At 38.4% G+C, this 15004-nt stretch carries 8 protein-coding genes; all 8 read left to right on the top strand.

Annotated elements, in window-relative coordinates:
• Positions 1-546: 546 nt before the first annotated feature.
• Complete coding sequence (locus IEO70_RS05155) at positions 547-1500, top strand: TRM11 family SAM-dependent methyltransferase (protein WP_235973501.1); 954 nt, start codon at positions 547-549, stop codon at positions 1498-1500.
• A 333-nt stretch (positions 1501-1833) separates the two neighbouring features.
• On the top strand, positions 1834-2718 hold the full coding sequence (locus tag IEO70_RS05150; RefSeq protein ID WP_190997291.1) for a shikimate dehydrogenase: 885 nt from the start codon (positions 1834-1836) through the stop codon (positions 2716-2718).
• A gap of 57 nt (positions 2719-2775) precedes the next feature.
• A complete protein-coding gene (aroD, locus tag IEO70_RS05145) occupies positions 2776-3537 on the top strand; it encodes a type I 3-dehydroquinate dehydratase (RefSeq protein WP_190997341.1) in 762 nt (253 codons plus the stop codon).
• 356 nt (positions 3538-3893) lie between these two features.
• A complete protein-coding gene (locus IEO70_RS05140; protein ID WP_190997290.1) occupies positions 3894-4772 on the top strand; it encodes a shikimate dehydrogenase in 879 nt (292 codons plus the stop codon).
• A gap of 96 nt (positions 4773-4868) precedes the next feature.
• Positions 4869-6086, top strand: a complete 1218-nt coding sequence (locus IEO70_RS05135) for an MFS transporter (RefSeq protein ID WP_190997289.1) — start codon at positions 4869-4871, stop codon at positions 6084-6086.
• A gap of 128 nt (positions 6087-6214) precedes the next feature.
• Positions 6215-7420 carry an MFS transporter gene (locus IEO70_RS05130; RefSeq protein WP_235973500.1) on the top strand — a complete coding sequence of 402 codons (1206 nt, stop codon included), beginning with the start codon at positions 6215-6217 and terminating at the stop codon, positions 7418-7420.
• Positions 7421-7890: 470 nt separating this feature from the next.
• Positions 7891-10437: a bifunctional metallophosphatase/5'-nucleotidase gene (locus IEO70_RS05125; RefSeq protein WP_235973499.1), complete on the top strand. Its 2547-nt coding sequence runs from the start codon at positions 7891-7893 to the stop codon at positions 10435-10437.
• Between the two features lie 73 nt (positions 10438-10510).
• Complete coding sequence (locus IEO70_RS05120; protein WP_190997288.1) at positions 10511-14806, top strand: endonuclease; 4296 nt, start codon at positions 10511-10513, stop codon at positions 14804-14806.
• Positions 14807-15004: the final 198 nt, after the last annotated feature.

Raw genomic sequence — 15004 nt, 5'->3', positions numbered from 1 at the left:
TGGTCTAAACTGATAAAAAGAGCCATTTTACTTTGTTTCCACTTAGTCATCTGTGAAAAGTGGAAAGGAGATGATAAGTGAACTGTAAATGGTTAGATTTGTGCTGTTATATATAAAATGAATAAAAATTGTATAAAAAGTGGCTGATAATTTCTAGAGACACTCGATGATTATAAAGTACAAAAGAGGAAAAAAGTTAAAAAACATTAATTTAACAGCATTTACCTCAAGTGAAATTCAGCAGATTCATAATGTTATCTAATTATAGAAAAGGGTGTTGAGTACATAAATATTCAAAATTATAATTAGGAGACGGTCTCAAAGAGTGCTTAGACTACAAGAGAGCCTCTGTTGGTTTGCTATTCGCTCTCTACTTTAATTTCGTAAGGGTTGTTTTTTTGTAAAACCTACTATGATTTTGCAGTCTTTCTTTAAGCTCCACCATACGATAGTCAAAACGTTTTATTATAACCTTGCCACTTTTTCAGATATGATATAGATAGAATGATAGACCGTTAAACTATCAGGGAGAGGCTGGGGTCGAGTTTGAACAATAGTAAAAAGCAACAGGAATATATTTATACATATGCATGTGAGAGGGGAGAACGCTCCTTATGTGAAATGGAGATGTTCTATCTTTTTGGTATCAAACCGGAGACGCGTATTCTAAAAAGCAATATTGAAATAGAACCGAGCAGGAGCCCGTTTTTTAGAGAACGGATTGATGTTATTTTTGAGGGAAATGAGGTATCGGATATTATAGCGCAGGTACAGCAGCTTCCTATGCTTGATTCGACGTTTAAAGTGATTTTCGTAAAAACAAACGATCTTAATGAGTCAGAGAAAATAAGACATGCAGAGCGAAAGCGCATTGAGAGAGAAATCGGATGGCATTTAAAAGGTGAAGCAGATTTGATGGAGGCAGAGGTTGAATTCGGCATTGTTCCATTTGAGGGAAGATGGTACTTCGGTAAATATCGCAAGAGCGAACCGGTATGGCTTCGTCATCAGAAGAAACCACGTGAATATTCAACTGCACTTAATACACGAGTTGCAAGGGCAGTCGCAAACATTGCCGTTCCAAATCCGGATGGCATAAAGGCTATTGATCCGTGCTGCGGCATCGGAACGGTTCTTGTGGAAGCTTTGTCGATGGGAATTGATATAGTAGGCAGAGATATCAATTATTTGGCTGCAAGCGGTGCGCGTGAAAATATTGCTTACTTCAATCTCGAAGCTGATGTGAAAACGGGCCCAATCTCAGCAATCACTAATAGCTATGATGTAGCGATTATCGATTTACCTTATAATTTATATACATCAATTACACCTGAAGAACAGGCGGCAATCATTCAGCAAACCCGTCGTATCGCTGATAAAGCGGTAATTATAACGATTGAAACTATTGATCGGGTAATTGAAGAAGCGGGATTCGAAATTGAGGCTCGCTGTGAAGCAAATAAAGGACATTTTTCAAGACAAATTCTTGTTTGCGGATAGTTTGGAGATCAGCTAATGAGCTGGTCTTTTTTTATTGGTGAATGAAAGCCTATTCATAGATAGAATCTATAAATAAAGCAGCATTTTTCAATTAGATTTGTGTCATTTTGTCTTTTATAATCAAGAAGTAAACCAATTGCGATTGATAGCACATTTAGTAACTTATGAAATATTAGTGAAGTGTTGTTTTGGGTTTGTGAAATTAATTTCACAATAAAAACTGGCTGAGATTATTTTTTAAGGTTGAATGTGAATGATTTCACAATACGGTGATTAATAAGCTTTTTGTAAAAGACAATACTATAACAAATAGGCGCTTCTGGAGGGAAGAAAATGACTGAAATCGGTCTTATTAATGGGAGAACTAAATTACTAGGACTTTTGGCAACACCAATTGGTCATTCATTGTCGCCGGCGATGCACAATATGTCTTTGAAAAAGCTTGGTTTAGATTATGTGTATATGGCATTTGAAGTAGGCAATAAAGAGCTTGCTGATGTTGTTACAGGTATGAGGGCAATGAATATTCGAGGATTCAATGTATCAATGCCAAATAAAACGAAGATTCTGCCATTATTAGACGAGCTATCACCGGCTGCGAAATTTGCCGGAGCTGTAAATACGGTCGTCAATGAAGGCGGCAAACTAATTGGTCATAATACCGATGGAATAGGGTATATGCAATCCTTGAAGGAAGCTGGAGTTGATATAGCCGGTAAAAAAATAACAATTATCGGTGCCGGTGGAGCAGCAACAGCTATTGCCATTCAAGCAGCATTAGACGGTGCTGTCGAGATTTCTATTTTTAATCACAAAGATGAGTTTTATCCAAGAGCTGAAAAAAATGCTCACACCATCAATCATGAAATAGAAGGAATCAATTGTAAAGCAGCTGCCTATGATCTGGAAGATACTGAGCAATTAAAAGCTGAAATTGCTTGTAGTAACATCTTGACGAATGCTAGTGGTGTCGGGATGAAACCGCTCGAAAATGAAAGTGTCATACCGGATGTAACTTGGTTGCGACCTGATATAGTCGTATCGGATGTTGTATATATTCCCTCTAAAACAAAAATGCTTCAAATTGCCGAAGATGCCGGCTGCAAAACCATTAACGGGCTCGGTATGATGCTATGGCAAGGAGCGAAAGCCTTTGAAATATGGACAGGCCAACCAATGCCTGTCGAATATGTGAAAACTAAGTTGTTTAATGATTAGTAAAAAATAGATGATATATCTATTTATATAAACAAGCTTTATTTAAGGAGAAAAATGATGAGCACTTTAAAAATCAAAGATGTAGTAATCGGAGAAGGCGCTTCTAAAATCATCGTTCCTCTAGTAGGAAAAACAGAAGCGGAAATTTTAACAGAAGCAGAAATGGTTAAATCACTTAAGCCGGATGTAGTAGAATGGCGAGTTGATATTTACGAAAAAGTAGAAGATTTAGAAGCTGTTACTGCATTAATCGCTAAACTTCGTGAAGTATTTGCTGACGAATTGTTATTATTCACTTTCAGAAGCCATAAAGAAGGCGGAAACAAAGAAATCAGCGATGCTTTCTATGTGGAATTAAACCAAACAGCAATCCGCACAAAAAACATCGATCTAGTAGATGTAGAGCTATTTAACGATGAAGAAAACGTAAATACTTTAGTGGCAACAGCGAAAGAAAATGGTGTTTATGTAATCATGTCTAACCATGACTTCTTTAAAACACCTTCTAAAGAAGAAATCATCAGCCGTCTTTGCAAAATGCAAGAATATGGCGCGGATATTCCGAAAATCGCTGTAATGCCAACAAACGTTGCAGATGTTATTACTTTATTAGATGCTACAAACACAATGAAAACAGAACATGCAGATCGTCCGCTAATCACAATGTCTATGGGCGGAACCGGCGTTATCAGCCGTCTGGCAGGTGAAGTATTTGGCTCAGCATTCACTTTTGGAGCCGGTAAAGAAGCATCTGCACCAGGACAAATTCCTGTAGAAGAGTTACGTACTGTATTAAACATCTTACACAAAAGCTTATAATACTATTTTTAATTTTTGATAATAGATTGACTTAATATGTTCACACAGCCGTCAAATTAAAGTTGCTGTGTGAATGTAATCTATCAGACTTATTTGTCGCATAAAAGCTAAAGTAATTACCAGTTAATTATAGAAAAAAACTATAGAAATACCGTTTTATTTCAATTAGACTTGTGCATAGCTGACTTTTATAATCGAAGAGTCAGGAGCTAAAGCAATTATGTAACTTAATTAATCTATTTAAATTTAAGTAATAATGTGAAAAACTGAACAGTTTAATGTGAAAGATTTCACAATAAACCAGTATATTATCTTTCTGGCAAAAACTCATAAAAGAGAATTTTGGAGGTATTACAATGGCAGATCAAGGAAGAATCGACGGCAGAACAAAATTACTAGGACTATTGGCAACACCAATCGGGCATTCATTATCACCTGCAATGCACAATATGTCTTTAAGAAAATTAGGCCTTAACTACGCTTACATGGCATTTGAAGTTGGTAACCAACAACTTGCTGACGTAGTAACAGGTATGCGTGCATTAGAAGTTAGAGGCTTCAACGTTTCTATGCCGAACAAAACAAAAATCCTTCCTTTATTGGATGAATTATCACCAGCTGCACAATTTGCTGGCGCAGTTAACACTGTAGTAAATGAAAACGGCAAATTAGTTGGTCATATTACAGATGGTACTGGCTACATGCGCGGACTTAAAGAAGCCGGCATTGATGTAGTTGGTAAGAAAATGGTACTTATGGGTGCAGGCGGAGCAGCAACTGCAATCGCTATTCAAGCAGCGCTAGATGGCGTAGCGGAAATTGCAATCTTCAACCGTGACGATGAGTTCTATGCTCGCGCTGAAAAAAATGTACAAATCATTAATGAAGAAATGAAAGACGTTAACTGCAAAGCGACAGTTCACAGACTTGAAGATGAAGAAGCTTTAAAAGCTGCGATCGCAGAAGCAGATATTTTAACAAACGGTACTGGAGTTGGCATGAAGCCGCTTCAAGACGAATGCTTAATCCCGGACGCTTCTTGGTTACGTCCTGAATTAATCGTTACTGACGTAGTTTATATTCCACGTAAAACAAAACTTCTTGAAATGGCTGAAGGTGTTGGCTGTAAAACACTTAACGGCTTAGGCATGATGCTATGGCAAGGTGCTCGTGCATTCGAAATGTGGACAGGTGAAGAAATGCCTGTTGAATATGTAAAAGAGCAAATGTTTTAATCGAAACACTTAATTCTTTAGTAAGCACGCTCTATTCGCTAATGTAGCCACAGAGCGTGTCCATAATAAAAACAACAGTTGAAATGGAGTTCAAAAATGAAAAACAAGTATTTTCCAACGGCAATCGCCATGTATATCAACTACTTTATACATGGTATGGGTGCTATCATTTTAGCACAAAACATGACTTTCTTAACGGAGCAATTGCATACTGACAAAGCAGGTGTTGCTTACGTTATTTCTGCATTAGGTTTCGGTCGTCTGATTGCTTTAGCAATCTCAGGGGTGCTATCTGATAAATTCGGAAGAAAACCGACGATCTTTGTTGGTATGTTAATTTACTCAGCATTCTTTATTTCTATTCTTTTTGCACCAAATGTACAAATCGCATTTATCTTTGCTTTGTTAGCAGGTATCGCAAACTCAGTTTTAGATTCAGGTACTTACCCGGCATTAATGGAATCATTCCCGAATGCAGCAGGTACTGCGAACATTATCATTAAAGCGTTTATCTCAGCAGGTCAATTCACTTTACCAGTTATTATCGGTCTTATTATCACAAACAATTGGTACTGGGGAGTTTCATTCATCATTCCGGTTGTTATTTTTGCGCTAAATGCAATCTTTATGATCAAATTGCCATTCCCGGCTGTTTCAGCTCCTGAAACTTCAAAAGGTGAAGCAAAAGAAGAAACTACTGTATTTGCTCAAAAACCAAAGTTCTGGGTGGAAGGTCTTGCAATGCTGATGATTGCTTTCACGGCAACAGCAACTTTCCTAGTTGTTCAAACTTGGTTACCGACTTTCGGTGAAGAAGTTGTTGGTATGACAAACACTTCTTCATTAAAATTGATTTCTTATTACAGCACAGGTTCTTTATGCTCTGTATTCTTAACTTCATTCTTAGTTAAAGACTTAATCAAACCAATCTACGTGGTTGTAGTTTACCCATTAATGTCTCTATTAGTTTTACTAGGTGTGGCATTCATTCAAACACCATTTATGGTAATCGCAGGTTCATTCTTAATCGGATTCTTCGCAGCAGGTGGCGTTCTTCAATTAGCGTTAGTTGTTATGACTGAATTCTTCAAAGGTAAAAAAGGTACTATGACTGGTATTTTCATGACAATGTCAAGTGTAGCTAGTGCCGTAATCCCTGTAGTTACTGGTGTAATCGCTAAAACAAGCGTATTAAACATCATCCTTTTCGATGCTGGAGTTGCAGCAGTAGGTGTGGTATTATCACTTCTTGTATTAGTTCGTTATTTCAAAGTAATGAATGTAGGAAGCAAAAAAACTACTATAGCTGCTTAATAAATAATAAAAGATGTAAGGCTATCTCATTGAAAGCCGAATATAGTGTTCCGGCACTATATTCGGTTTAATTATGCAGATAGCCCGTTTTTACGAACAGATTTGTAATGAAACGAGCGGAGGTTTAAATGATGAAAAGCAAATTTGCGGCAATTGGCTGTTATATTAACTATTTCGCATTTGGAATGGCATATATTATGATTGCTCAAAATATGTCGTTTCTAACAGAGAAATTCAATACAGATAACGCGGGCGTTTCTTTTCTTGTCTCAGCTTACGGAATAGGACGCTTAGCTTCACTGTATCTTTCAGGAGCAGCATCAGATAAATTCGGCAGAAAGCCTTTTGTCGTTTTAGGGGCGATTTTCTGCGCACTATTTTTAATCGGAATTCCGTTAAGTCCTAACTATGGTACCGCACTTGCCTTTGCAGTATTAGGGGGATTGGCGAATGCTTTCTTGGATGCAGGAACGTATCCGACGTTAATGGAATCATTCCCGAATGCTCCGGGTGCAGCGACTGTTATCAATAAAGCCTTCATTTCAGTAGGGTCGTTAATTCTGCCATTTATGATTTCATTCTTTATTAATCATGATATATTTTTCGGATGGTCATTCTTTGTACCGGCGATTGTTTTACTTGCTAGTGCAGCTTTTTTATTCACTGTTAAGTTTCCTTCTTCTTCTGCAACTAAAACAAAAGGTGAAGTTACAGTTGTCAAGTTCAATGGAAAACCAAAGTTTCATATTGAAGGTCTGGCTCTTGTAGGAATTGGTTTTACAGCGCCGGCATTATTATATTTAATGAATATTTGGCTGCCGGTCTATGCCCAAGAAGTTTTGGATATGCAATTAACAAGCTCATTGAAGCTGCTTAGCTACTATAATATCGGTGCATTCATTTCTGTTATCGCAGTAGCAATCGCCTTGAAATCTTGGTTAAAGCCAGTTCATGTTCTGCTTGGCTACCCAATTATTTCAACTGTCGCAACTATCGCGTTTATGAATGCATCCAGCACTCCAATGACGATCCTTTGTGCATTTATAATCGGTTTTTCACTTGCAGGAGTAATGCAGTTAGCGCTTAGTGTTATATGTGAATTTTTCTGGAAAAACAAAGGACGAATGACAGGGATTTTATGTACGGCGACTAGTTCCGCATCTGCAGGTATACCATTTGTAACAGGTATGATTACTCGTGTTACGGATGTTAGCGGCGTATTTATGTTTTCATTATTCATCAACGTCCTCGGTATTTTGTTTGCCATCATCGTATATTTCCGTTACAACAAGCTGACAAAGCCGGTTCAAAATATTGTTGAACAAGCAGCATAATTAAGAAAACCCATTTTTCTAATCGTGAAAAATGGGCTTTTTTATTTTCAAAATATGTATAAAGGACTTTGATGGTTTTACGAGGAAAATAGTTCCATGTAATCATTCTTATTTTAAAGGTACAAGGTAGGATGCTGATCGTCATGAATAGTATTATTTTACCTTTTTTTTCAAAATTAGTCGCATATTGTCAGTTAACGGAAAAATCGTGTGTTATATTTTCTTTAGCGATACTTTAAATCCATTCCATAAACCCTTTCCTCTTCTCTTATCCGCAATTTTTAAACTTTGAATATTATTTACAATAAAACCCAAACGGATTTGCAAACATTGTGTACTATTTGTGATGGCACACTATAGATAAAGTGCTACTTTGACCAGGTTCAAGCAAATTGAAGGAGGTGTTGCAACGCTATAAATGAAAATAAAGCCGTAATAACTTTAAACTTTGAAGGAGGAGATTTTAAAAAATGAAGAAGTATCAAAAATTGCAAAAACAATTCGTTGCGACAGCTGTAACAGCTACTTTAGTTGCATCTGTTTATGGGCCAGCTGTATCAGCCCATGGTAAAGATCATAACCCGGGAAACTCTAAGTCATGGTCCATCACCAGTGTCAAACCTCTTTCAAATACAACTGTGGAGATTGTACTGTCTAATGAAGTAGATAGTGTGAAAGTAAGTAACTTCTCGATAAAAGGTGCAAAAATCACTTCTGCAAAACTGGCAGCCGATAAAAAAACTGTTACCATTGAAACCTCGGAATTAGATTATGATAAGCGCTATACGCTGCAAGCGAGCGGATTGAAAATAAAAGGAAAAGAACAAAAAAATATCTCCATCGCTTTTAAATCAGCTGCAGTAACTGATTTGTGGTCACTTTCTATAAAACCGGCCAAGGAATCTCTTCAAGCGAATGGAAAAGACGAAACCGAATTGACAATGCATTTAATAAATAAAAAGACGGGAGAAATTGATACGACTGCCGACGGTCTTCAGCTTCAGATTAATACTACATACGGCACCGTTACTCCAAAAACAATTACGATGCAAGACGGCACAGCAAAAGTTAGTTTACGTTCAAGCGACAGCAAAAAAGATCTAACAGCTAAAATTACCGCCCGAATAACAAAAGCTCCGAAAGAAAAGAGAGATTTAATCGGCAAAATGACAGGCACCGCAACTGTCAAGTTCATGGCAAAGCCATTCACGCTGTCCTTAATGCATACAAATGATACACATGCAAACCTCGATAATGTTGCAAAACGTGTCACAGCGGTCAAAGAAGTTCGCGCTAAAAAACCGGACTCTTTATTGCTCGATGCCGGCGATGTATTTTCCGGCACTTTGTATTTTAACGAATTTAAAGGACAAGCAGATCTTCAATTTATGAATTTAATGAAATATGACTTAATGACAATGGGCAATCATGAATTTGACTTAGGTTCAAGTCCGGAGGGGCATACGGCACTTGCTGACTTTGTGAAAAAAAGCAAATTCTCATTTGTTAGCACGAATGTGAACTACAGCAAAGACCCTCATCTGAAAAAGTTGTTCTCTAATGAGATCACCAGTAAACCAAAGTCTGGGAAAATTTATAATGGCGTCATTAAAACGATTAACGGGGAAAAAGTCGGTTTTTTCGGCTTAACGACTGAAGAAACGAAAGATATATCAAGTCCTGTTAATATTACATTTTCCAACTATATTGATGAAGCGAATGAAGCAGTTAAGGCGTTCGAAAAGCTTGGAGTTAATAAAATTGTCGCGATCACCCATATCGGTTATGACGATAATCCGGCATATGATAATGATTTGACGTTAGCAAAAGAAGTAGACGGTATCGATATTATAGTCGGCGGGCATAGCCATACACAATTGGATCAGCCGGTTGTTATCGATGAAGATGAAAACGGGGCTACAAAAGATCCGACTGTCATAGTGCAGGCTTATCAGTACAATGAATTCCTTGGCACGCTTGATGTTGAATTCGATAAAAAAGGGAAAATTGTCGGACATGCCGGCGAACTGATTAAGATTGCCGATAAAACGGCAGACCCTGAAGCAGAAGCATTATTAAAACCGTATAAAGATAAAATAGACGAAATTAAAAATACACCAACAGAAGGAGTAGCTGCAAAACCATTAACATCACCTCGAGATGGCGGCGATGTCACAAAACCGAGTGTACGCAAAAATGAAACAGAACTAGGTAATTTAATAACAGACGGCATGCTTGATAAAGCGAAGGACTTTAATCCGAATACCGTAATGGCCTTCCAAAATGGCGGCGGTATCCGGGCTGATATTAATGAAGGACCGATTACGCTTGGAGAAATTTTAACTGTTTTACCGTTTGGCAATACATTGGCAACGATGGAATTGACTGGCGCAGAAATTAAAGAAGCACTTGAACACAGCGTCCGACTGGCACCGGCAGAAAACGGCGGATTCCTTCACGTATCCGGAATGAAATTTATTTATGATAGTACAAAACCTGCCGGAAATAGAGTGCAAACAATGGAAGTGAAAAATGCAGATGGATCTTATTCAGCAATTCTGCCAGAACAAAAATATGTTATCGCGACAAATGCCTTTACAGCTAAAGGTGGAGATGGCTTTACTGTTTTCCAAAAGGCATATAATGAAGGTCGAGTAACTGATATTGGTTTAGCTGATTGGGAAAATCTTCGCGATTATGTTAACAAATTGAAGGATGTTAATCCGCAAATTGAAGGACGAATTAAAGATGCAGCATCTAAAACAGTTGATGCATCTGATTTTAGCGGAACAGAAGAGGCACCTAAAATGTATAACGGCAATATTGTTGTAGATGTATCTAACATTACGGCTTTGAAGCATGCTGTCATTAAAGGTGATTTAAAGCTGACGGGTACAGTAACAGATGCTTTCACGTTTTCTAATTTGAAAATTGAAGGAGATTTCGATATTTCCGAGGTTAATGGCTCTATTTTTAATTTTACCGGTATTGAAGTAGGCGGAGAAACGATTTTTTAAACGATAAACATCATGAAACGACACACTTTAAACCAAACTCAAAGCATGAGAATAACGAGATGGAGAGTGTGAAATGAAAAATTTTTGGAAACGTACCGGTAAAATATTTGTCGTCTTAATTTTGCTTCTCGGTTTTAGTTTGCCTAATTTTAATGGCTTATTTGCAAAGGCGGAAACAGTGATTTCTGTAGCTGATGCCATCGCTAATAATTCAGGAACAGCAACCGTAGAAGGTTATATTGTCGCATATACATTGGGAACAAAAAACTATACGAGAGACCCTGCGCGCTTTAATGGGGATACAAATATCGCAATTGCTGATTCTCCATCAGAAACAGATCCGTCAAAAATTATGCCGGTTCAAATTACGAATACGGGCAATTGGCGGACAACATTCGGTTTGCAATCCAATCCTTCTAACATTGGCAAGAAAGTACGTGTTACCGGAACGCTAGAAGCTTACTTCACAGTCCCAGGTCTAAGAACACCAACAGCAATGAGTTTCGTCGACGGTTCTACACCAGACCCTGAACCTGAACCAGAGAATCCAGAACTAAAAACAATAGCGGAAATCAGAGGGACAAGCCTTGATACAAAGGTAGCAACAACAGGAATTGTCACAGCTGTGTTCGGCGGTTCAAATGATACTGTATATATCCAAGACGATACAGCTGGAATTGTCTTATATGGTCCTAATTTAGGACTTGAAGTCGGTGACCAAGTAGAGGCGCAAGGTAACTTAACCGAATATTCATCGCTTTTGGAAATTGTTTTGACTAAAAATGATATTAAGGTAATCGGGAAAACGGATGTTCCAGAAGCGACTATCGTAAAGGCAAGTGAGCTGCGAGAAGAGATTGAAGGCATGCTTTTGTCAGTTGAGAATGTCAAAATTGTATCGGTGAGCGGAGCAAATTATACGGCAGAAGATAGTGAAGGTACAAGGTTTATCATTCGTACAACAAACCCAAGTCTGTTTGTAGCAGGGAAAACATACGATTCCATTACTGGGGCATTAGGTGCCTTCAACAATGTCTATCAATTACTGCCTAGAGGTGCAGAAGATGTAATTGAAAATGCCAATAAAGTACAGGCTGTCACAGCTAATCCTCCTGCCGGCTTTATTAAACCGGGCACAGAAGTTACTTTGTCTACTGCAACAGATGGGGCAACTATCCATTACACGTTAAATGATGATACACCAACTGCTGAGAGTGCAACTTTTGAAGAACCAATTGTTATTGATGAAAATGTTGTCATTAAAGCAATTGCTTTAAAAGATGGCATGGAAAACAGTGATGTAGCAACATTTAATTATATGTTGCAAGAAGGAGAAGTTCGAATCCATGATATTCAAGGTATATCGCATTATTCTTTGTACGACGGGCAAAACGTCAGTGATATTGAAGGGATTGTTACGCATGTAGCAAGTAACAGCGAGTTTTATATGCAAGATTTGCAGCCGGATGATGATGATCAAACGTCAGAAGGTATTTTAGTGTATCGCTCCGGCCATGGTAAAAAAGTCGGTGATATTGTTAAAGTTACCGGCGAAGTAAAAGAGTATTACCGCGGAAGCAGCCAAGGCACTGATTTGCCGATTACTGAAATAGCTGCTTCTTCAATTACAACCGTTTCAAGCAATAACGAACTTCCAGAACCGATTGTTATCGGTAAGGACCGTATCCCTCCAACTGTGGAAATTGACAGCGACAGCTTAACTGTTTTCAATCCGGAGGTTGATGGGATTGATTTTTATGAAAGCATTGAAGGTATGCTAATTGAAATCGAGGACCCTAAAATCGTTGCGCCTGTTTATTCTGGTGAGCTGGTCGTTGTTGCTAAGCAAACGGAAACGAATACAAATGCCGGCGGATTAAAGCTGACTGCTGAGGACGGCAATCCGGAAAGGCTGCACATCGTGACAAATTCTTCTAATCTTGTGGCGAAAGCCGGTGATTATTTTAACGAACCGATCAAAGGCATCATGAGCTACTCCAATAGCAACTTTAAAGTACTGCTATCAGGAAACTTGCCGCAAATTCAAGAAGGTGCGACAAAGCAAGAGATTACTTCTATTGAAAAAGTAGATGATCAATTAACAATTGCAACATACAACATTGAGAACTTCTCGGCAACGACATCAGCAGCTAAAGTCACAAAAATCGCACAATCAATTATTACGAATTTAAAGTCGCCGGATATTATCGGCTTGACGGAAGTTCAGGATAATAACGGCGCGACTAACAATGGGGAAACGAGCGCTGATCAAACAGCTCAAGTATTAATCAATAAAATCAAGGAATTGGGCGGATCAACCTATGTATACACGGATGTAGCGCCGGTAAATAACCAAGACGGAGGTCAGCCGGGCGGGAATATTCGACCAGGATTCCTATATAATCCGGAGCGTGTAACGTTAGCGGAGGGCTCAAAAGGCAAAGCAACTGAAGCGGTGGCATATGCTGATGGTAAATTGTCCGTCAATCCGGGTGTCATTGACCCAACGAATGCCGCGTTTGAATCAAGCAGAAAACCGCTTGTTGCTCAATTTGAATTTCAAGATGAAAGTGTCATCGTAATCGCTAATCACTTTAATTCCAAAAGTGGCGATCAGCCCTTGTTCGGCAGCAATCAACCTCCTGTATTATCAAGCGAAGTGCAAAGAAATAAAATTGCCGCAGTAGTGAATGGCTTTGTAAAAAGTGTTCAAGCGGATAATCCGGAAGCAAATGTTGTCGTAGTCGGCGACTTTAATGATTTTGAGTTTTCGAATCCTATGAATATTTTAAAAGGAAATGAGTTAACAAATATGATTGATGCAGTTCCTTTTGAAAAACGATATACGTATTCATATCAAGGAAACTCTCAGGTGCTCGATCACATTCTTGTCTCTAACAATCTGGCAAGTTCAACCATTGTCGACATTCCGCATTTGAATTCTTCATTGATGGAGGAGCATGGACGAGCAAGCGACCACGATCCGGTATTGATACAAACAAAACTGAAAAATATACCGGTTAAGACATATGCCAAAACTTTTAACCTCACTGGCTTTAAAACTAACAAACTGTCAGTAAATACACCTGACTCACTAGTTGATTTAGATCAAACCTCAATCATTGCAGACGCGATTTATTTAAAATATACAGCTACTCTTAAAGGTGACGGTCTGAGAAATACAAAGGTAGTAATCAGTTCAGCTTCTGCTGAAACAATCATTGATATTACTGGAGCAGAAGTGAAAGAGGTTGTCATTGAAAATGCTGATATTAAAGAAATCCATGGAGCGGAAAATGTTCAGAAATGGACAGTGGCTGATGGAGTCGATACTTCTAAAATTAAGTTTTTCGATTCGAAAGGGAAAGCGATCGCTTCTCCTTTCGTACCGGAGAGTGCCATTGATATCATTCTTAAAAAGCAATTTCCAAATGTGAGTGTTCAAAAAGGGACGTCGCACACAATAAATTTAAATGAGTATTTTCAAAGTTTGACTGGCTTGAAATTGAACTATTCTACAACGATTGGCTTTATTGAGGAAGATATTCTTACCCTTCCGGTTGATGAAGAAGGCAATTACATCATTGCTGTAACAGCTTCAAATGGAAGCTCAGAATTTACTACAACTTTCTCGTTAATAGTTAGCAGTAATTCAGAGATAGATTCATATTACCGAACAGCAGTAAATAAAACTGGTTCGGAACTAAAAGCTGCATTGCACAATATCATTAAAGAACATACAAAATTAACGTATAGTCAAGTTTGGGATGCTCTGAAAGAGACGGATGAAGATCCAGCGAATTCTAATAATGTCATCTTGTTGTATGCAAATAAATCTATCTCTAAATCCAGCAATGGCGGAAATGTTGGTCAATGGAATAGAGAGCATGTATGGCCGCAGTCACATGGTAATTTTGGAACGAATGCGGGACCCGGAACGGACCTTCACAATCTGAAACCGGAGGATGTGCAAGCTAATAGTTCAAGAGGAAACAAGGATTTTGATAATGGCGGCCAAAAAAACCGTTTCTGTGAGTGTTATACTGATTCCGATTCTTGGGAACCGCCAGACCATGTAAAAGGTGATGTGGCACGAATGATGTTTTATATGGCGGTTCGCTATGAGGGGGCAGGGGAGTTGGATCTCGAATTAGTGGACTATACAGGGACCGGTTCTAATCCGATATTAGGAAAACTTTCTACATTAATAGAATGGAATGAATTAGATCCTGTAGACGATTTTGAAAGAAACCGTAACAATATTATCTACTCGAAATGGCAGCATAACCGAAATCCATTTATTGATTATCCAGAATGGGCAGAGGAAATCTGGGGAGCAGCAATCAATAAAGCAAACGCAGCGAGTTAAAAAAAGTGCTGGAGCTGTACTGCACTATCTGAATTCAAAATATATACTTTCTGAAATAAGCGTGGGCAATGCTCACGCTTATTTTTCTTAAGTGCGCCCGGCATGGGTGCAATCTATAGGGTGAAAGTCCCGAGCTGTGAAGGCAGAAGTAACAGTTAGCTTAACGCAAGGGTGTCCGTGGTGACGCGGAATCTGAAG

Source organism: Peribacillus faecalis (genome assembly GCF_014712675.1).
Lineage (GTDB): Bacteria > Bacillota > Bacilli > Bacillales > DSM-1321 > Bacillus_AD > Bacillus_AD faecalis.
The sequence above is the reverse complement of the archived record's forward strand: the minus strand, read 5'-3'. Positions and strand labels throughout refer to the sequence as shown.

Bases quoted from the DNA above. Each gene is read 5' to 3' on its own strand.
- IEO70_RS05125 (WP_235973499.1), top strand. From the start codon at position 7,891: ATGAAGAAGTATCAAAAATTGCAAAAACAATTCGTTGCGACAGCTGTA.
- IEO70_RS05140 (WP_190997290.1), top strand. From the start codon at position 3,894: ATGGCAGATCAAGGAAGAATCGACGGCAGAACAAAATTACTAGGACTA.
- IEO70_RS05150 (WP_190997291.1), top strand. From the start codon at position 1,834: ATGACTGAAATCGGTCTTATTAATGGGAGAACTAAATTACTAGGACTT.
- IEO70_RS05120 (WP_190997288.1), top strand. From the start codon at position 10,511: ATGAAAAATTTTTGGAAACGTACCGGTAAAATATTTGTCGTCTTAATT.
- IEO70_RS05130 (WP_235973500.1), top strand. From the start codon at position 6,215: ATGATGAAAAGCAAATTTGCGGCAATTGGCTGTTATATTAACTATTTC.
- aroD (WP_190997341.1), top strand. From the start codon at position 2,776: ATGAGCACTTTAAAAATCAAAGATGTAGTAATCGGAGAAGGCGCTTCT.
- IEO70_RS05135 (WP_190997289.1), top strand. From the start codon at position 4,869: ATGAAAAACAAGTATTTTCCAACGGCAATCGCCATGTATATCAACTAC.